General features: G+C 44.0%; 15 protein-coding genes and 2 pseudogenes. 2 read left to right on the top strand and 15 right to left on the bottom strand.

From position 1 onward, the window contains the following. Nucleotides 1–48: 48 nt before the first annotated feature. The 4 genes and pseudogenes from AB4167_RS05705 to AB4167_RS05690 all read right to left on the bottom strand — a co-directional run bounded on the left by AB4167_RS05705 (nt 49) and on the right by AB4167_RS05690 (nt 4,268). A complete protein-coding gene (locus AB4167_RS05705) occupies nt 49–1,554 on the bottom strand; it encodes a putative bifunctional diguanylate cyclase/phosphodiesterase (protein WP_372136273.1) in 1,506 nt (501 codons plus the stop codon). Nucleotides 1,555–1,762: 208 nt separating this feature from the next. After that, nucleotides 1,763–1,986 (bottom strand): annotated as a pseudogene (locus AB4167_RS05700) (GGDEF domain-containing protein); the annotation flags it as partial. Nucleotides 1,987–1,996: 10 nt separating this feature from the next. Beyond that, nucleotides 1,997–2,482 (bottom strand): annotated as a pseudogene (locus AB4167_RS05695) (LysR family transcriptional regulator); the annotation flags it as partial. 160 nt (nt 2,483–2,642) lie between these two features. After that, entirely contained in the window at nt 2,643–4,268 is a 1,626-nt protein-coding gene (locus AB4167_RS05690; RefSeq protein WP_372136272.1) for an ABC transporter substrate-binding protein, read from the bottom strand. A 144-nt stretch (nt 4,269–4,412) separates the two neighbouring features. Between AB4167_RS05690 and mpaA the strand changes: the two genes are divergently transcribed. Beyond that, entirely contained in the window at nt 4,413–5,120 is a 708-nt protein-coding gene (gene mpaA / locus AB4167_RS05685) for a murein tripeptide amidase MpaA (protein WP_372098080.1), read from the top strand. A 408-nt stretch (nt 5,121–5,528) separates the two neighbouring features. Here the strand turns inward: mpaA and eat are convergent, their stop codons facing one another. Genes eat through AB4167_RS05670 form a run of 3 tightly spaced genes read right to left on the bottom strand, consistent with a single transcriptional unit; the run spans nt 5,529 to nt 9,225 of the window. Further along, nucleotides 5,529–6,926, bottom strand: a complete 1,398-nt coding sequence (eat, locus tag AB4167_RS05680) for an ethanolamine permease (protein ID WP_017061647.1) — start codon at nt 6,924–6,926, stop codon at nt 5,529–5,531. Between the two features lie 24 nt (nt 6,927–6,950). Continuing rightward, nucleotides 6,951–7,820, bottom strand: coding sequence for an ethanolamine ammonia-lyase subunit EutC (gene eutC / locus AB4167_RS05675; RefSeq protein ID WP_136974151.1), 870 nt, complete (start codon nt 7,818–7,820; stop codon nt 6,951–6,953). After that, nucleotides 7,813–9,225 carry an ethanolamine ammonia-lyase subunit EutB gene (locus AB4167_RS05670; RefSeq protein WP_017061645.1) on the bottom strand — a complete coding sequence of 471 codons (1,413 nt, stop codon included), beginning with the start codon at nt 9,223–9,225 and terminating at the stop codon, nt 7,813–7,815. The genes eutC and AB4167_RS05670 overlap by 8 nt, the downstream gene beginning before the upstream one ends. Before the next feature lie 200 nt (nt 9,226–9,425). Between AB4167_RS05670 and AB4167_RS05665 the strand changes: the two genes are divergently transcribed. Beyond that, the gene (locus tag AB4167_RS05665) at nt 9,426–10,346 is read left to right on the top strand and encodes a helix-turn-helix domain-containing protein (RefSeq protein ID WP_017061644.1); all 921 of its coding nucleotides are present in this window, start codon (nt 9,426–9,428) and stop codon (nt 10,344–10,346) included. Nucleotides 10,347–10,450: 104 nt separating this feature from the next. Here AB4167_RS05665 and folM read toward each other — a convergent pair whose 3' ends face one another. The 8 genes from folM to AB4167_RS05625 form a co-directional block, all read right to left on the bottom strand. Then, nucleotides 10,451–11,167 (bottom strand): dihydromonapterin reductase, encoded by a 717-nt coding sequence (folM, locus tag AB4167_RS05660; RefSeq protein WP_104216029.1) that lies wholly within the window; start codon nt 11,165–11,167, stop codon nt 10,451–10,453. Continuing rightward, nucleotides 11,164–11,802, bottom strand: coding sequence for a GTP cyclohydrolase I FolE (folE, locus tag AB4167_RS05655; protein ID WP_102398130.1), 639 nt, complete (start codon nt 11,800–11,802; stop codon nt 11,164–11,166). Before folE ends, folM begins: the two co-directional genes overlap by 4 nt. 18 nt (nt 11,803–11,820) lie before the next feature. Continuing rightward, nucleotides 11,821–12,192, bottom strand: a complete 372-nt coding sequence (folX, locus tag AB4167_RS05650) for a dihydroneopterin triphosphate 2'-epimerase (RefSeq protein ID WP_017067658.1) — start codon at nt 12,190–12,192, stop codon at nt 11,821–11,823. 97 nt (nt 12,193–12,289) lie between these two features. Next, nucleotides 12,290–12,787: a 2-amino-4-hydroxy-6-hydroxymethyldihydropteridine diphosphokinase gene (gene folK / locus AB4167_RS05645; RefSeq protein ID WP_372083339.1), complete on the bottom strand. Its 498-nt coding sequence runs from the start codon at nt 12,785–12,787 to the stop codon at nt 12,290–12,292. A 295-nt stretch (nt 12,788–13,082) separates the two neighbouring features. Continuing rightward, nucleotides 13,083–13,964 (bottom strand): DUF4238 domain-containing protein, encoded by an 882-nt coding sequence (locus AB4167_RS05640; RefSeq protein ID WP_372136271.1) that lies wholly within the window; start codon nt 13,962–13,964, stop codon nt 13,083–13,085. Between the two features lie 439 nt (nt 13,965–14,403). Continuing rightward, a complete protein-coding gene (gene pflB / locus AB4167_RS05635; protein WP_372136270.1) occupies nt 14,404–16,701 on the bottom strand; it encodes a formate C-acetyltransferase in 2,298 nt (765 codons plus the stop codon). A 232-nt stretch (nt 16,702–16,933) separates the two neighbouring features. Continuing rightward, nucleotides 16,934–17,278, bottom strand: a complete 345-nt coding sequence (locus AB4167_RS05630) for a multidrug efflux SMR transporter (RefSeq protein WP_017061635.1) — start codon at nt 17,276–17,278, stop codon at nt 16,934–16,936. Between the two features lie 219 nt (nt 17,279–17,497). After that, the gene (locus AB4167_RS05625) at nt 17,498–19,669 is read right to left on the bottom strand and encodes a phosphoesterase (protein WP_102320867.1); all 2,172 of its coding nucleotides are present in this window, start codon (nt 19,667–19,669) and stop codon (nt 17,498–17,500) included. Nucleotides 19,670–19,688: the final 19 nt, after the last annotated feature.

Genomic DNA, 19,688 nt, shown 5'->3' with positions numbered 1-19,688 from the left:
CGATACAAGTCATCTGTATCTCTGTAGCCTAGATGAAAAAGTATTAAGTTATGTTGTTGAACATGGTTCTATTTCAGAGGTGAGACTTTCTTTCAACTGCTTATATGGCATCGGGTAGCCCAGATAATAACCTTGGGCTTGTTCGCAATTTAACGTTTTCAAAATTGACAGTTGTTGAGCATTTTCAACCCCTTCAGCCACAACACTAATGCCAAACCCTCGCGCTATATCAATGATACCAGACGTTATAGCTCTAGAACGATAATCATCTTCTAACCCACTGATGTAACTGCGATCGACTTTGATTTCATCTACATCCAATTTGCTAAATATACCAAAAGACGTGTAGCCAACACCAAAATCATCTATCGAAAAGGACACCCCTTGTTTTTTTAACTTCTGAACAGCGATTGCACACTGATCTATATCTTTCAAAATAGCGGTTTCAGTGATTTCCAGACAAAGTAAGCGAGCAAACTCGGGATCCTTTCGTAGATATTCGTCCAGATGGTTCATGTCATCAACGCTATTTAGCTCTACCGCTGAAATATTGACCGAGACACTATTAAGCTCATTCCCTAGCAAGCCATTAGCCCTAAGTTGTGACGCAGTCTTCTCTAGAACTAACGTAGTCAAATCACGACAAAAATAATTCTCTTCTGCTAGCGCGACAAAGATATCCGGTGAAACGACACCATAGCGCTCATGCGTCCAACGAGACAACACCTCCACACCTGCGACGAGTCTACTTTCAATGTTGAATTTAGGCTGAAACACAATATCAATCGCTTTGTCATCAATCGCTTTACGTAATTCTTGCACCATTTCTTGACGTTGACGTTCAAGCTCAGTGAGTTTTGGGTCATGAAATTCAATCGTGTCCTTGCTTTTCTTTGCTTCAGTTAAGGCGTGGGTTGCTGATGCCATGAGTTGCTTGGCATTATTCCCATCCGAGGGGAATAGAGCAGCGCCAATACAACAAGTGGCGTGGATATCATAACGATAAGCACACTGGTTAAATCTACGATGTACGAGAGCAATGTAGGATTCAATATCTTCCTTATCATCGAGTTTGACTAAACATGCGAAACCATCGGAATGTACCCGTGACGAAAGTGGTTGATGCTCAATAGGAAATTCAATAGATCGTGCAATGTCTTTTAAAAATGAATTTGTATTTTCGAATCCGATCTGGTCAGCGACAGATTTGAAGTTATCAATGTCTAATAAGAAGAGGACATAATGGTCAATGGCTTGAGAATTTTTCAGTCTTTTATTTAAATATCGATAAAAAACTGATGGGCTATGAAGCCCGGTGACACTATCAAGATCGTTGGCGCTCTCTAAATCGCGATTATTTTTCCGAACCATTACCCATAACAGAGCAGACGTTAGAATGATAAATACCAGACCTTTGACTGTCTGTGCTAAGGCATGTTCACGCAAGTCATTTGATAATGATTCAACCGCGAGATCAGAAAATAAAACCCATAAAGATGAAAGTATTAGGTAGCTGAATACTATGCTGGCCGGATATCTTTTTGTCTTGTTCATCGTTAGCTGCTATCTCTCAGTCTAATGTGTCATGACTTATATGTTATAAATTGCTCATAACGTAGCACCAACATAAATCGCAATCTACCGCTCGCGTTTTTATTTTTGACTTTTATTTACCGATTTTCGTCATCACTTTGCACGACGAAAGCCTTTTAGGGCTAAACATGCCAAAAATAATTTGTGTGGATGTTGGCTCTTAGTCAAACTAAGAGCTGCCGATCGCTTTTGTTGATGCCGGGTATGACTCTTCAATCACAATTGTATTTCGTCCTTTTAGCTTTGCTTGATAAAGCGCGCGATCGCACAGTCTTTCCACTTTTCCTTTTCTGATAGCAAGCTAATACCAAAACTAGACTTAATTGTTAGAGTTGGTTGTTGCTCAAGTTTGATCTTCTGAATTGCTGAGCGTAATTTCTCTGAAAGGGCTGCACACCAGTTACCTATGCTCCTGAAACAGTCGCTCACTATGGGTGTCTTCGCTTTCGACCTTGCCGTTGGTTAGTTCGATATCGACATTCTGACAAGGATTGGTTGATGGCCAGTCCACCAGCTGAATATCGAGCCTGATAAAAGGGTATTTTTGATAAAAAGATGGCAGGCGAGGTAACAGCCAGTTATGGCAAAAAGTGTGATTAACGCGCAGGCTCAACACGTCGGTTTCTTTTTCCCCGAACAAGATTTGAGTCTGCAATTTAAGGTGAGCAAGTGAGCCTGCCACAATCGGTTGATAATGCTGAGCAGCTGACGTTAGCTTTACGCCTTTGGAGCTGCGCTCAAACAATGTGGTATCGAGAAAGGTTTCTAAACTTTTAAGCTGCTGACTCACCGCAGCTTGGGTAACACAAAGCTCGCGCGCAGCAGCGCCAATAGAACCGAGGCGGGCAACAGCTTCGAACGCAACAAGGGCACGTAGAGGGGGTAACATGGCTTCACCTGATTGAAATAAAAGTGAAAAATACTTCAATCAGGTTTCAGTTTTTTGCGCTTACCGTTACAGATTAATGACGAAGGGACGTTGATCAGATATTTATGATCAACATCCCTTTTCTTTATTTCAGAATTTTATTGGTATATAAGAAGCTCAATTACTCTTCAATGTAGAGATCTTTAGAGTAGATACGCCCTTCTACATTGTTCTTCGCAAAACCACCGACACTTGGTCGCACTAGACGAGCCTGCATGTAGTAGTAGATTGGCGCGATCGGCATGTCTTCTGCCAGCAACTGTTCTGCCCGGTCGTAGAAACCTTGGCGATCTTGTTCGCTGGTTGCGGCTAGTGCGCTATCCATTGCTGCGTCGTACTTTTCATTGTTGTAGCGAGCAAAGTTACCTGAAGAGCCAGAACGCAACAGGCTCAAGAAGGTTGATGCTTCATTGTAGTCACCACACCAAGAGGCGCGCATCACATCAAAATCACCTTGGCGACGCGATACCAAGTAAGACTTCCACTCTTGGTTTTCTAGTTCAACTTGTGCGCCTAAGTTGCCTTTCAGCATTGATGCAATCGCCACTGCAATCGACTTGTTCGATTCACTGGTATTGTAAAGCAGTTTGAAATCCAACGGGTTAGACGCATCGTAGCCCGATTCTTGCAATAGTTCTTTGGCCTTTTGATCGCGTTCTTTCTGAGTCCACGTGCTGTATTCAGGTTGTGTTGCATCAAAACCAGCCGTGTACTCATGAGCAAAGGTATAAGCCGGTAAGTTGCCCACCTGAGTCACACCATTGGTGATAACGTCACGCATCATAGAATAAGAGACAGCTTTACGTACTCGCGCATCATCAAAAGGTGGTCGCGTAGTATTGAATGCGTAGTAGTAAGTACACAACAGAGGCACTGTGGTAAACGCATCTTGATATTTGCTTTTAAGCTGCTGCGCCATGTGTGTAGGCACGTCCGAAGTAATATCGACCTCGCCCACCGCATAACGGTTAATCGAGGCATTCTGATTCTCAAACGGAATATAAGTTACTTCGGTTAAGTGGGTATCTGAACTGTCCCAGTACGTCGGGTTCTTCTTAAGCTCAATGCGCTCGTTCACCACCCACTCATCTAGTACGAATGCACCATTACCAACAAATTGCTTAGGATCGCTCCACGGCTTGTCACTACTTTCTAGGGTTGCTTTGTGCACTGGCATCATGGATGTGTGGCCCGTCATCGCAACAAAGTATGGCACTTTGCTATCAAGTTCGAACTTCACCGTGTGCTTGTCGACAGCGGAAATACCGAGTTCTTCAACTGGCTTCTTACCTTCTGCTACGTCAGCGATATTGTTGATTTGAGTAAGCTTTAGGTACCACACATTTGGCGATGCCGTTTTAGGGTCTACCGCGCGTCTTATCGCATACACGAAATCATCGGCCGTCACCGGATCGCCATTCGACCACTGCGCGTCTTTACGCAGGTGGAATACAAACGTCTGGTTGTCTTCGGTTTCCCAAGACTGTGCAACACCTGGGGTGATATTGCCATCGCGATCTTGAATCACTAAACCTTCAAATAGGTCACGTAGAATGTGCATTTCTGGCAGGCCTTCTGCTTTCGCAGGGTCAAGCGTCGCCGCTTCTGCATCGTTAGCACGAACTAAATGTTGTTCTTTCGCCAGAGAAGTTCCCGCAGGCAATGTGTCAGCAACGGCAGTTACTGAGATAAAAGGGGTCAATAGAGATGAAATGAGTAAAGCCGTTGAATGTTTCTTAAAATCCATATGTTTTTGCTCTCCTAGCCTATCTTTGAAGCAAGTAATAAAATTAACAATGCGACTGTTGACGAGTTTTAACGCTTTAGTTTATTTAAGTAAGTTTGTGTAATCGTTAATACTTGATAGTACTTGATCAATCAGGAGATAAAGGTGAGTTCAATTCCAAGAACAGAAAGAGCTGCATTTTCAATAAAGCCGCTGTCATATGGAAAATCAGTGTTGGGTGCGCCTTTGCTCTATTTCCCCGCGCAAATAGAAAGCGAGTCTCGCGGGCTGATCTTAGCAGGCACACACGGTGATGAAACCGCTTCTATTGCAGGATTATCTTGTGCGCTGAGAAGCTTGCCAGCCGCCAACTTGAGACACGATGTGATCCTGTCGATGAACCCAGATGGCAATCAATTAGGCACTCGCGCCAACGCCAACCAAGTCGATCTGAACCGCGCCTTCCCAACTCAAAACTGGACAGAAAACGGCACCGTGTATCGCTGGAGCTCCCACACACCAGTCAGAGATGTAAAAGTGAAAACCGGGCAAGCCGAACAACTTGAACCTGAAGTACAGTCGCTCATCAACCTTATCGAAGCGCGTGAGCCTAAATTCGTTATCTCTTTCCACGAACCACTTGCCATAGTCGACGACCCAGCCCAATCGGAACTTGCCACTTGGCTAAGTAAGCAGTTCAACCTACCGCTCGTTGAAGACGTGGATTACGAAACCCCAGGTTCATTCGGAACATGGTGCCAAGAAAGAAGCCTGCCGTGTATTACCGTAGAGCTACCACCTGTTTCTGCGGATTTAACTATAGAAAAGTATTTGGATGCGTTTGTCGCAGTGTTGGGGTGTGAGGGAAATTAGTCTGGAGTAGGCTACATATACACATGCGAACAGTAATTCATCCTAATTACTAGTGAATCATATATTCCGTCTACTGAATCAATCCCATTCATAATCTATGCCGAATTCTTCCTTTGCATCATTTCAACTTATCTTTAGAGAAAGGCAATCGACATGATTAGCGCGATGAAAACTTCACTATCAATGAACTTCGGGGCTCGTCGCTATGAATCTAACTCGTTATAAAAAATCATGACAAGTGTCTGGACAAAAACGTTCCAAGAAAATGATCCTAAAACAGCACTATTTCTAAATTAATATTTATCGTTAGAGGTGATGACGATTGGGGTTTACACGCAAGTTACTACAAGTAGTGTAATAAAGGCTCCAGCAAAGCACTAGAGCCTTAAATACCATTAGAAATTGAATCTAATTAGTAGCCTCAAGCTCTTTCTCTGCAACCGACAGCATCTCAAACTCTTCCTCAGCGGTCGATGCGACCAATTTATTACGGCTATATAGGCCATAATAAGCACCACCAATCACAAAGAGTCCCATAGTCATAAAGAATGCAGATGGGTCAAAAGCATAAACACCCGTCATTGCAATAAGCGACAGCACTAGTGAAGTGCCGGAAGTCAGCATGCCACCCGGTGTTTTGTATGGACGGTGAAGCTCTGGTTGCTTGATACGCAACAATATATGACTAAGCGACATTAATGCATAAGACACTGTCGCCCCCACTACCGCCATCGCCAAGATCAGGTCGCCTTCTCCGGTCAATGACACAGCAAAACCAAACACACCCGGCACCACTAAAGCACGAGCAGGCACTTTGTTTTTGTTTGTAAGCGACAAGCTTTGAGGCAAGTAACCCGCACGAGACAATGCAAACACTAAGCGGCTATAACCGTAGATAATCGAGAAGAATGAAGCAATAAGTCCTGCAAGTCCTAGTATATTAACAGCCGTTGCAACGGTTGGATTACCGGTCAACTTCAAGGCATCGACTAGAGGAACGGCACTATTCGCAATCGCTTCAGAACCCACAGCGCCCGCAAGCAGCAGAACGACTAAGGTAGCGGTGACCAGTAAGAATAACATTGCGCCGATAATACCTTTGGGTACATCCTTGGCCGGGTTTTTCGCCTCTTCAGCAGCCAGTGGAACCCCTTCTACCGCAAGAAAAAGCCACATTGCAAACGGTAGTGCCGCCCATACACCATACCAACCAAAAGGAAGTAGTTCTGTGGCTTGTGCGGTTGCCGGAGCGATATCAAACAGATTATTAGCATCAAACTCACTAACCAATACGCCTGCTGTCATAAGAATTGCTAGTACGGCTAACCCACTGATGACCATCATGACTTTCAGAGCTTCTCCTACCCCTGCCATATGAATACCGATAAAGATGGCATAAAAGATCGCGTAAACAAGAGGACCATCGATACCCATTAGTTCATTCACCGCTGAGCCAATAAAAATGACAATCGCGGCAGGTGCAAGGGCATACTCAATTAAGACGGATAAGCCGGTAAAAAATCCCCCCGTTGGTCCCATGGCTTGTCGAGCAAAACTATAGCCACCTCCTGCAGCGGGAATAGCCGCAGACATCTCCGCCAAAGAAAGGACAAGGGTAAAGTACATCACCGCCATAGCAATTGCAGCAATAAGAAAGCCTCCCCAACCAGCTTGACCGATACCAAAGTTCCAGCCTGCAAAGTCACCAGAGATCACGTATGAAACGCCTAACCCTGCTAGCAAAATCCACCCAGCAGTGCCCCTTTTAAGTTGTCTTTGCGCCAAATATTCCTGATGTTCTGACATTGTAAATCCCTCTATTTTTGTCTTTTATCCAATTAAAAAATTGCCTGTGTGCTTGTCTTCTAACTGCTCACCACCTTCTTCCTCGATACTCGAACGGTCTTTAAGGTTGACCCCAGAAAGCTCTAGCCGACGAGCTTCCTTCAATAGGTATACCGCTCGCTTACACGCATCTTCATAAGCCAACCCCTGTGGGCGAATATTAGAAATGCAGTTCCTATCAGAGTCTTTTGTTCCTCTTCTCGCCTGCCAAGTCAGGTACATACCCATGCTATCTGGAGAGGTCAGTCCCGGGCGCTCACCAATCAAAACCACCACCATCTTGGCTTGTAAGCACTCGCAAACATCATCTCCTATTGCCACTCGGCCCTGCCTCACAACAGTAATAGGAGCAACATGCCACGGCACTTCGTCTTCCCCTAATAAAGAAAGCAGATGCTCAATGACTGGATTTGCATGATTTTGAATGGCAATTGAAGACAAGCCATCAGCCACTACTATCGCGAGATCAAACGGGGGAGACTCTGAATGAAGAACGGCTTGCAACTGATTCCAACAGACGTCATCAAGCTCACGACCAAGATCCGGCCTTTGCAAATACATGAATCTGTCTGTCGCTTTGCTGTGCGCCTTAATTGGTGCCTGAGAAGTGTGTTGAATGACCGAGTTTGATTGAGCGATGAGCTCAACCAATGAATCCACATCTAAAGCACAATGAACGGCATCCATCGCCTGTGCATGGTCGAGTTGAAATGAAAGCAACTCTTTAGTTGGAACGCTATTTCCACTTCGACCCAGTGCAATACGTGCCGATGTAAAACCTTTAAGCTCGTGCCAAGGGTTTTGAGTTACCAACTTAGAAGCAGAATGTTTTGCCATAGAGACCACCTTACCCATGTGCGGGGCCTCCATTAAGTTGTGCTAGAGCGCCAGCAAATGAGCCGGAGAGTCGTTCATTTAGGCGCACATCTTTTACATCATCAAAAATCTGCATCTGAGTTAGCCACTCCTCAAACTCCGGCGCAGGTTTTAAACCCAACACCTTGCGTGCATAAAGTGCATCATGAAACGAGGTTGTTTGATAATTGAGCATGATGTCATCGGAACCCGGAATCCCCATAATGAACGAGCACTCAGCGACACCGAGCAATGTCAGTAAGTTATCCATATCATTTTGATCGGCATAGGCATGGTTGGTATAGCAGATATCACACCCCATCGGCAGGCCAAGCAATTTGCCACAAAAATGGTCCTCAAGCCCTGCTCGAATAATCTGTTTTCCATCAAAGAGATATTCAGGGCCGATAAAGCCGACCACGGTATTAACCAACAATGGATTAAAATGACGCGCTACGGCATAAGCCCGTGTCTCACAAGTTTGTTGGTCCACACCATGAAAAGCATTGGCAGAGAGAGATGTTCCTTGCCCTGTCTCAAAGTACATGACGTTACTTCCAACTGTGCCTCGGTTCAGCGAAAGCGCCGCTTCGTTTGCTTCTTTAAGGATCGAAAGGTTAATACCAAAGGTGTCGTTCGTACCTTGAGTGCCACCAATAGATTGAAAGACGAGATCCACCGGAGCGCCCATCTCAATCGCTTCAATCGTGTTTGTAACATGGGTTAATACGCAAGATTGGGTCGGGATCTGGTAGTGTTGAATGACCTCTTCCATCAGATTCATCAACTTAATTGCCTGTGGTACATTATCTGTTGCGGGATTAATGCCGATCACAGCATCACCATTGCCATACATCAAACCATCAAAAATACTGGCGGCAATGCCATTGAGAGAATCGGTTGGATGATTGGGCTGTAAACGGGTGGATAAACGACTAGGCAAGCCAATGGTGTTACGAAACGCAGTCACTACCCGACATTTTTTGGCGACTTGGATCAAATCCTGATTACGCATGATCTTACTCACTGCAGCCACCATTTCTGGAGTTAAACCAGGACGCAGCTTTGCAAGCGTGAGACTATCGGCTTCATCACTTAGCAGCCAGTTCCGAAAGTCTCCCACTGTAAGGTGATCAATCGCTTTAAACGCCTCTCTATCATGGCTATCAATGATTAAACGAGTAACTTCATCACTTTCATAAGGGATCACCGCTTCATTTAAAAACGTCTTTAGGGGCAAGTCTGCCAGTGTCATCTGAGCTACAACACGCTCTGCAGCAGAAGTCGCAGATACACCAGCCAAAACATCCCCTGAACGCTCTGGCGTAGCCTTTGCCATCAGATCTGCTAACGACTCAAAGTTAAAAACCAGGTGCCCTTGTTGTCGGCGATAAGCTGCTGTCATAAATTCCCTCTTCATAAACTGGTTCAGTTCTTGCTCAATAACCTTTTGTATATATGAGTAATTAAGCGATTTTTGAACCGAATGAATATCAAGAATCGGCAAACATAAAAAAGCATTAATAAACATAAACTTAAAGACACACTGTACTAATATGGGTCACATGGGTAGGTCATGGAATGATGAGAAAGGATGAAGAATTGATGCGTTATGCACCTAATTTGTGCACATTCAACACATTTGATGCAAATCAGCAGGCAGCCAGCCTCTTTAACTGGCAGCAAGAATATGACCAACTGAGTCAAGGAAGTTTTCTAGGTCAGATCCGTGAACGAAAATTTTCTCACGTGCACCTATTTCGAGAAGACAGCAACCGAAAACTCAAGCAGCAATGTCGTATTAATGAAGGGATTTGGTTAGGGATCAGTGCTAACGATAGACCTTTACACATCAATTACGCACAAGGTAATCCTGATAGTATTTTGATCCGTGAGGCTGGGGCGGATTTTGAGCTACTTACGCCAGAAACCTTTTCTATTTATGGGTTAGTCATAAGCCCTTCACTGGTTGAAATGATTCAGCAACAGCTAGAGATTGAATCATTAAACAGCAAGAGCCACTTTCTTGGTTGCTCTCAACACTACACCCAACAAATAAAAGCTTACTTGAGCTTACTACTCTCCCCGAGTCAATCTCGCTGGTCTTTTCAAACTCATCAATCCATTGTTCAAGATATGTTGGTCGAATTGTTCGCTCAATCGTCTAATCAAAATATGCAAAAAACCAATGCCTCACAGCGTGAGAACACCATGCGTCGAATTAGGCAGTACCTAGATAACTCGCAGTACCGTAAACCCGTCACCGTGTCTGAACTGTGCGATGCGGTTTATGTCAGTCGCCGTACGCTGCAATACACCTTTGAGTCCTGTTGTGGCATATCACCAAAACAATTTATACAAAATGTACGTCTCAACCAGGTACGGCGCATTCTGCAAAATCCGAGCGAACAACGGTGCATCAATGAAATCGCCTTTGACTTTGGTTTTTTTCATCTGGGATATTTTTGCCAAAGCTACAAGCAGTTGTTTGGTGAGTCGCCCATGCAAACACGTTCTAATGTCTAAAACCCAAAAAGTGTCGAGGGACAACTTAAAAAAATGTAGTTAGACGATATGAAAGACGAATAGATTAGTTGACTATCCTGCCTCAAGATCACAACGCATGAACTTCACTTCAAGTGCCTGCCGCCATCAAGGTGCAAAGTCCTTCCTGTCATATAGTGACTAGCCAAAACAAACTTAATGCCATCTATCACTTCTTCAAAGCCTGCCTCTGCGGGAATCAGTGCTTTTTTCAGAGCTTTGGTTTTGTACGCCTCGTCATCATGTTCATTGAATTTTATCATGGCAGGAGAGACAGTATTGACTTTCACCTTGGGAGCCAGCATCGCTGAGAACGACAGCGTCAAGTTGTTGAGTGCGGCTTTACTGGCCGCGTAAGCGATGTGTTTTTTACTGCCTTTTTCCGCAACGTAATCACTGATGTGGATGATGTCCGACGTTTTATCGCCAGACATTAGTTGGTCTTTGAGCATTAAATTAACCAGATAAGGCACGGTGGCGTGAATCGTCATCATCTGGTGCATGATTTGTGATGCATTTTCACTGGGGTTTGTCTTGTTCTCAGGCTTCCAGTCGGAAGCGTTATGTATGATGGCACGAAGTGTCTTATATTCTTGACCAACGTAATGAAGAAAGCCCTCTAGGCTGCTTTGTTGATAAAAGTCTACCTGTTGTAAGTCGGCTCCACTGTCGCGCAGTAATTGCAAATGAGGATAGTCACTTCGGTAAGTGCCAACCACATTGTATCCGTCAGATATAAGTTGCTGCGCCAGAGCGAATCCTAAACGCTTCCCCACTCCAGTTATTAGAATCGTTCCACTCATCGTAAAAACTCAGCTCTAGTTTGAGGGTTAGTTTTGAAACTGCCACCAAGCGCGGTTGTGGTGGTTTCAGAGTTAGCGTCCATAACGCCTCTCGATTTAACGCAGTAGTGAGTTGCTTTAATCGTCACAGCCACATTTTCTGTTTCGACTAGAGTCTGTATCGCGACCAGGATTTGCTGTGTAAGGCGTTCTTGAACCTGCGGACGCTGAGCAAAGAATCGAACAATACGGTTTATTTTAGATAGCCCAAGAATCTTGGATTCTGGGATATAAGCCACTTGTGCTAAACCATCGATGGTGATGAAGTGATGTTCGCACGTCGAAGTTAAATCTATATCCGATACCTTAACCATTTCATCAACTGACATTTTGTTGTCGATAACACTAATTTTGGGGAAGTTATTGTAGTCGAGCCCTGAAAATATCTCGTGAACGTACATCTTTGCAATGCGATGAGGTGTTTCAGCGAGACTGTCATCGGTTAAATCCAGCCCGAGCGTACTGACAACTTCCGTCAAAAGCCCTTTGATGCGGTTGTACTTCTGGTCGGGGTTCATTTCGCTCGATGTCATCGGGGTTTCAAGCCCCTTTTCGAGCAAAGCTTCTCTTACTTTTTCAGCTTCTGTGGTTAGCATTGAGTCGCTCCTTATGAATTAATCTTCAAGTTCTGCTTCATAGCTCAGGGTGAGCGAGACGGAATCGGCGAAACGTAGAGCATGAGGCTTGTCAATTCTCACCTGAGCGTATCGAACCCATGAATGGTCGATACAAATACCGAGTACGTCGCTGGTTAACTTTTCTAAAAGCAGAAACCGTCCAGATTCAACATGTTCAATAATTTTTTTGCAGATATTTTTGTAGTTAAGTGCGTTCTCCACATCATCAGAGAGGCAAAGGTTGTTCGCGGGATAATGGATCTCCGCATTTATGACGATGTCTTGCTGCTTGGTTTTTTCTTCTTCGTTGAAGCCGATGAAGGTTCTTAATCTGAGATTTGTGATGGTGATAATCGCATTGTGATTCATAACAGTTTCCGCTCCTTAGAAGGTAGAGTGAGTTACGTGCCTGTTAGAGGAAAAGATCAATAAAGCTCAAGCGTTCTGTTTAAAGCAGTTACAGGGACTAAGTGAAGCTGACCTCGAACGGTATAAGTTCGGTTTTCTGACTCAGCTGATCGAAGTTGTTCCAGAGATGCTGAAAAGAGATATCTAGAGTGGGATGAAGTTCTTGCGCGGCAACATCAACTAACGGTCGAAGCACAAAAGCGTACTCGGTGATTTCACCTCGAGGCAGCTCTACTCCATCAATAATGCCTACTTCGTTACCGTAAAGAAGGATATCGATATCCATCGTGCGCGAGGCATATTCTTTAGTTTCTCGCTTGCGGTCATTTTCTAATTCGATTTGATGCAGAACCTTAGCCAGTTCAGCGATAGAAAGGTCACATTCAAACCCTGCGACTAGGTTTAGGAAGTTGTCCCCTTCAAAACCAACAGGCTCACAATCGTAGAAATTAGAAATGTTCAGAGGTGCAAAGTGACTATTCAACGCTTTGAGAGATTCTGTGATGTGATGTTCGCGGTTAATGTTGCTTCCGATGCTGACATAAACGGTGGCCATATTGTTTTCTCCCTTTTAACTAGCCTCTTACGTTGTAAGTCGCTAGGAAGATCAGCTATGTATCCGTTTGATGTCGGGAGGGTAAAAGAAAATCTCCCGACAACTCATATAGAGATCGGTTCTGAGTCGGAAAGGAGGACTTTTAAACTAGAAAATACCACGGGTAAAAATTCAGCTAATGAAGGTTCTGGACAATTATCCGTCTCGGAGAATCGAACATCAGCAATTAATGAATAACTTCAGGTATAGCAAATCGGTTATTTCCACGACCAAACCTTATTGCACTGCTCAATCGTTATATGTATGTAAATAACTCCGCCCTCAAATCTGAAGGTTCCACTTCTGAACCCAAGAATAACTTTATTTGCTCAATATAGTCTTTATTAGTACCTACAACATATCGATGACACTGATTATATGTAGCCATTGCTAAGTAAGTTGTAAAAAGCGGATCTAGGTTCATAGCGTGATTTTGAACTGGCGAAAAGGTGATCAACTGATTATTCGATAAAGGCATAATAAACTTAGACTTAAATGCGAACATCTGAGTCAAATCGTCAAAGAGTAGCGGGTTATCTCCCGTTAAAAAGTTGTTCCAACCTCCGTATTCTGGCGAAACATGATGGACTTTCCATGATTCATAGTCACTATCATGTACCCTAAAATCAAACGTTAGTAGAGGCAGCATAAAGCTACGAAAGTAATGCCTGAACCCTGAGTCATTTTCTAATGCGTTTTTGATTTGATCACAATCGCCAATATTGACCCCATTTAGTGTAATTCTGTCTCCAAACAGTGTTAAGTCTAGAGTTTTAATGTACTGCTCTACAAAGGGATCTAACAAAGGCATTCGCCAAAATTGAAACGCTACAAATACCTTTAGAAGATAAATGCCTTCTTTGGATATTAGTTCTTTCTCCGACAGGCCCTTGCGAACTAAATCAAAAAATTGCCCCAATGGTGCTTCAATTGTCCCGTAGAGCTTTTCTAGTGCATCAGTTCGCACACCTCGATGTGTGATTGTATTTCTATGTTTTTCGAATAATATTGTTCGAGGTGTTTGCTTATCTTTCTTGAATGATTCCAACTTTTTATCGAATACTTGAATACGACCAGACTCAGCAATAAAGCCTCGTAAATACAATTGTGGGACATAGTGATGATTAATTGAACTCAAAACTTACCTCATAAATATAACACTTTCTATACCGCGCTAAGCCGCTCTTTGCATAGATATAATGCGGTCTTTTGTTTAAGTCTTCAACAGAAAATCAATAACTTAGTGAGGGTGTTAAAAAGTTAGAATGCACTGTGAGTGCATAATTTCTGAACTTGCTGAGTTTGGATAACTTTTTGTAGGGCAAAAGTTCATTAACAGAATGTGTATGATCTTATACTCTAAATCATAAAGGGGCAAAAATAAGTTAGAGGCCCTAACCACCAGACACAATCAAAGTAATTCCAATCACCGCGTAAATATCGGTTTTGCCCATATACTAGCCAAGACAACGCGACGCCCAACGACATCATTAGCGCCATACTCCACGCACAAAAAAGCGCGAGAGACGGATGTCATTCTCGCGCTTTTTTAGAACCGTATAACTCGAAGTTTACGGTTAGATCTTAGCAGTAAACGTACGGCTAATTACATCTTGTTGCTGCTCACGTGTTAGCGAATTGAATCGCACAGCGTAACCCGACACTCGGATGGTTAACTGTGGGTATTTTTCTGGATGTTCGACGGCATCCAACAACATATCACGGTTAAGCACGTTCACGTTAAGGTGCTGTCCACCCTCAACACGAATCGATCCTGCACTTTCCTCGTGGTGGAAGTAACCATCCATTAGTGCTGCTAGGTTCACTTTTTGGCTTAGGTCATCTTTACCTAATGCATTTGGTACGATTGAGAAGGTGTAAGAGATACCATCTTTAGCGAACTCGAATGGCAGTTTGGCAACCGAAGACAGTGAAGCCACCGCACCTTTCTCGTCACGACCGTGCATTGGGTTTGCGCCCGGACCAAATGGCATACCTGCGCGGCGACCATCTGGCGTGTTGCCGGTTTTTTTACCATATACAACGTTTGAAGTAATCGTAAGGATAGATTGCGTTGGAACCGCTTCACGGTAGGTATTCATTTTCTGAATTTTCTTCATAAAACGTTCAACCAAATCACAAGCAATATCATCGACACGTGAATCGTTGTTGCCGAATTTTGGATATTCGCCTTCAATCTCAAAGTCGACAGCGATGCCATCTTCGTTACGTACTGGTGTTACCTTCGCGTATTTGATAGCCGCTAACGAGTCAGCAACAACCGACAGCCCTGCAATACCACAAGCCATTGTTCGATGAACATCGCGATCCATTAATGCCATTAACGATGCTTCATAGCTGTAGCGGTCATGCGAGTAATGGATCACGTTCAGCGCAGTGACGTATTGTGTTGCAAGCCAATCCATCATGTCATCAAAGCGAGGCATTAAACGGTCAAAATCGAGAACTTCATCTTCGATACGAGCAACTTGAGGGCCAACCTGCATGTTAGATTTTTCATCAACACCACCGTTAATGGTGTAAAGCAGCGCTTTGGCAAGGTTTGCACGAGCACCAAAGAACTGCATATGTTGGCCAACCACCTGTGGGCTCACACAACACGCAATCGCGTAATCGTCGTTATCAAAATCCGCACGCATTAGATCATCGTTCTCATACTGAAGTGATGAGGTTTCGATAGACACTTTAGCCGCGTATTGTTTAAACGCGATAGGCAGTTGTTCAGACCATAGAACCGTCATATTCGGCTCTGGTGCTGGGCCCATCGTGTGCAATGTATGCAAGTAGCGGAAAGTCGTTTTGCTAACAAGAGTACGACCATCAACGCCCATACCTGCCATTGCTTCCGTTGCCCAAATTGGGTCGCCAGAGAACAATGAATCGTATTCAGGTGTGCGTAGGAAACGAACCATACGAAGCTTCATAATGAAATGGTCAATCAACTCTTGCGCTTGTTTTTCATCAATCAGACCAAGTTTAAGGTCACGTTCGATGTAAACATCTAGGAAGGTTGATGTACGGCCTAGCGACATCGCAGCACCATTTTGAGACTTAACCGCAGCTAAGTAACCAAAATAGGTAAATTGGATTGCTTCTTGCGCAGTACGAGCAGGAGAAGACATATCAATGCCGTACTTCAAACCCATTTCTCGCATTTCATCAAGGGCACGAATTTGATCAGTAAGCTCTTCACGTAGGCGCAATGTCTTATCTAAATCACCACCCGTTTCAAGCATCTTCTGAGTCGATTTGAATTGCTCATTTTTGTCTGATTTTAGGAAGTCGATACCGTACAAAGCAAGACGACGGTAGTCGCCGATAATGCGTCCACGACCATAAGCATCCGGCAGACCAGTAATAATACCAGAACGGCGACATGCTTTAATTTCATCGGTATAAAGATCGAACGCTACTTGGTTATGCGTTTTGCGGTATTCAGTGAAGATCTTTTCGATTTGTGGCTCTAATTCACGACCGTACACTTCGCACGACGTTTTCACCATTCGAATACCGCCATTAGCGATGATGCCGCGTTTTAGTGGTTTATCGGTTTGTAGACCCACGATTTTTTCGAGGTTTTTTGCAATGTAACCTGCATCGTGTGAGGTGATAGTGGAAACGATATCAGTATCAAAATCGACAGGGGCGTGAGTGCGGCTTTCTTCTTTAATACCTTCTAGCACCGATTCCCATAGCTGTGTCGTCGAATCCGACACGTCCGCAAGAAAAGATTCATCACCTTCATAAGGAGTGTAGTTTCGCTGAATAAAATCACGTGCATTAACGGATGTTTGCCAGTCGCCAGCTTGAAATCCCGTCCAAGCTTCCATCATATCGGTTGTCGGAATAGTCATAATGACCCCCTAAGTTATTGATAAACAGATAATATCTATGATTATTTATAATCATTGGTTTCTGCTGGCTATACTAAACCGACCAATCTATGAGTAAAGTGAGCTGTTTTCATAAAATACATGCACAAAATGCATTTATTGGAATTACTATATTATATTCAATACCTTAAATTGAAGGCTAACTACTCTAGATTCCAATTAGTTTGTTCCTTCAGAAGTAGGAAATAGACTCTTAGTGACTCACCGACGTTGAAAACAGGTTAATGACCACCACACCAGACAGAATCAAAGCGATGCCAATGATCGCGTAGATGTCTAGCTTTTGCCCGTAGACCAACCAAGACAACGCCGCGACCAACACTATCCCTGCGCCACACCAAATCGCATACGCCACACCCAAAGACATGGTTTGAACCGTGAGAGACAACAGATAAAAAGCAAAGCCATAACCGACGAGTACTGCGGCGGTCGCAGGAAGGGAAGTAAATTGCTGCGTTTTAGGCAATAAAGAAGTCGCGACAACTTCAAGCACGATGGCAAGTGACAGCATCACTGGAGGCGGAAGAGATAAAAGCATGTATGAGTCCACAACATTAAATACGGCGCTCAGAATATTGTAGTTTTATTTCCAATTCATGTGATTTTCAGTAAGCAATTATTATGACGTACCTTAAAAATTCTTAAATGTGATGGTTCATTCATCGAAGAACAGAAAGACAAAAAGAGCCCTACAACATCATGTGTAGAGCTCTTTTTTAATCAGCTAATAGGTTAATCCGCTAATAATCTGAGCCGCTTAATTTGCTGATGATGAACCTCTTAGGATATCGCGCTTCACTTCACCTTTAAGATCGGTCAGAGTTTGTTGGTCGATATCAATCAAGAAGTGGTCACTTGCTTGGCCTGTTGCGAATTTTTCAAGAATCACGAACAAGCTACCAAAACGAGAGCGGAACACTTCACCAACGGTATATTGTCCAAGGTCACCCAATTCTGAATCGACAGTGCCATCGAACTCTGAAAGTTCTCGGCTTAACAACTCATATTGGCGCAATTGTGTTTCACCGATATCACGGAATGCCAGTTCGTCTGCGTTACGTAAACGGTAGAAGTCGGTCGCTAACAACTCACCACTCCACTCTGCAAATTCAGCTAACTCTAGTCCCTCTAAAGAAGCCAGTTTCTCAGCGACAACTTTAGCTGTTTGCCAGTCTTGTTGGAATTGATCGTAGTCATCAACACCATTTTCCACACAAGCGCCAACATCGTAACCCAGTTCATTAGCTAACTGACACACGGTAAAGTTGGTTTCTAACTGAGACATGATCATCATCTCTTCGCCATTCATTTCCATGATCATAGCGCGCATCTCTAACGGCCAGTCACCCGGAAGGAAACGTAGGCGTGTTAGTTCACGGATGTGCCAATCAGTCAGTTCGTAGTAACTCTCTGAATTCAGAATATCTTTGTTCCAAATCTTAGCTTCTGCATCAGGATCGCCATTCGCAGCTTGAGTAAGGTATTCATGCTCTTCTTCATAGTGACTGAATAGCTCGTTGTAACGCTTAACTTGATCGATGACCACCGTCTCAACTTCAATCTGATTATCAGGACGAATGTTCAACAGTTTATACGCGGGAATGTAACCCGCTAACGACGGCGCTTGAATATTGAAGAGTGTGTGCTGAACTCCATCGATATTGAAGCTCTTCTTACCCGTATCGTTAAAGTGCATGTGGCCACCAACGTGGATATTTAGACCAGTAGCAGCTAATGCGCGGCTGGTATCGTCATCCGGTTCACGAGCCAGCTGATGGCTTCCTTCACCAAACAGATCTTCAATCTCTTCAGAAGCGCCGTTGTAGAAGTCGGTCATTGGGAAGTGCGAGAAAGAGACAAGCGTCTTGTTCTGCTCTTTCGCTGCTTTTACAACATCAGAGATCCAATCAATTACGTGTTCTTTGTGAGTCAGCATCATGTTGTAACCAGCACTGCTTGAACCATCGAACGTGTTTCCATCTACAGAGCTATCAGACGAATTTTCTTTCGGGCGATAAACGTTCGCGTCGATCGCCAACAACCAAAGCCCTTTCACTGGCTCTACTAAGTAACTGGTATCCGGCACTTCAGAACAGCTTGAGTAACCACTTTCTTTGTAGCTACCACCCGTACCTTCATAACAGATCTCGTACATGCGCTTATCAAAAGCCGCTTCTTCTTTCGCTAAATCATAGCTGTAACTAGCTCGAGCTTGGTCGCTGCTGTAAGGCGTTTCAAAGTAGAGATAGTCTTGCTGAGGGTAGAAGCCGTGAGTGCCTAGGATACTCATGATCTCTTCATAGCCCCATTCACGTACTTCTTCAGTACAGATGGTTGCTAAGTTGTCACCTTCACCGGGAATAGTCGTCCACTCATCGTCATAACCAACACACTCTTCTTTACCGCGGCTATAGATACGCTGCTTCTTACCACCCTCGCCTAGGTAATCAGATTTACCCGCAGGGATTGTAAATGGACGCACTGGATCGTGGTTGCCTGGCGCTGCAAAAAACTCAAGACCATGAGTCTCGCGGTAGTGATCAAAGATGCTAACTAAGCCACGCATATGAATCGGCTGGCCGTCGTCACTAAAGTCACCTGGCAAGGCTACGTATTTCACGCCACGCTCAACCACATCATCAAGCGCCGCTATCATCGCAAAGTAGTTTTCATTGAATAGACGAGTGGAGTTCATCTGAGACTCCATCGTTCGAATTGTCGCATACTCGCCACTATCCGAGTTGTAGAGTCCCGCGAACGAACCATCTTCAAATTTGCCGTAAACATCATGGAAATGGATATCAGGCATGAATGCGACTTGCACTGCGCTATCTAGATTGCCGTTGTCGTCACTTGGTGAACTTGAATTACAACCAACTAATGTGGCTGCTATTAAGCCTGACAGTACGGTCAATGTACTCTTTCTCATTTTCTCTTCCCAAAAAGTT

The organism is Vibrio sp. 10N.286.49.E11 (genome assembly GCF_041469505.1).
Lineage (GTDB): Bacteria > Pseudomonadota > Gammaproteobacteria > Enterobacterales > Vibrionaceae > Vibrio > Vibrio crassostreae_C.
This window is presented reverse-complemented; position numbering and strand designations above follow the sequence as displayed.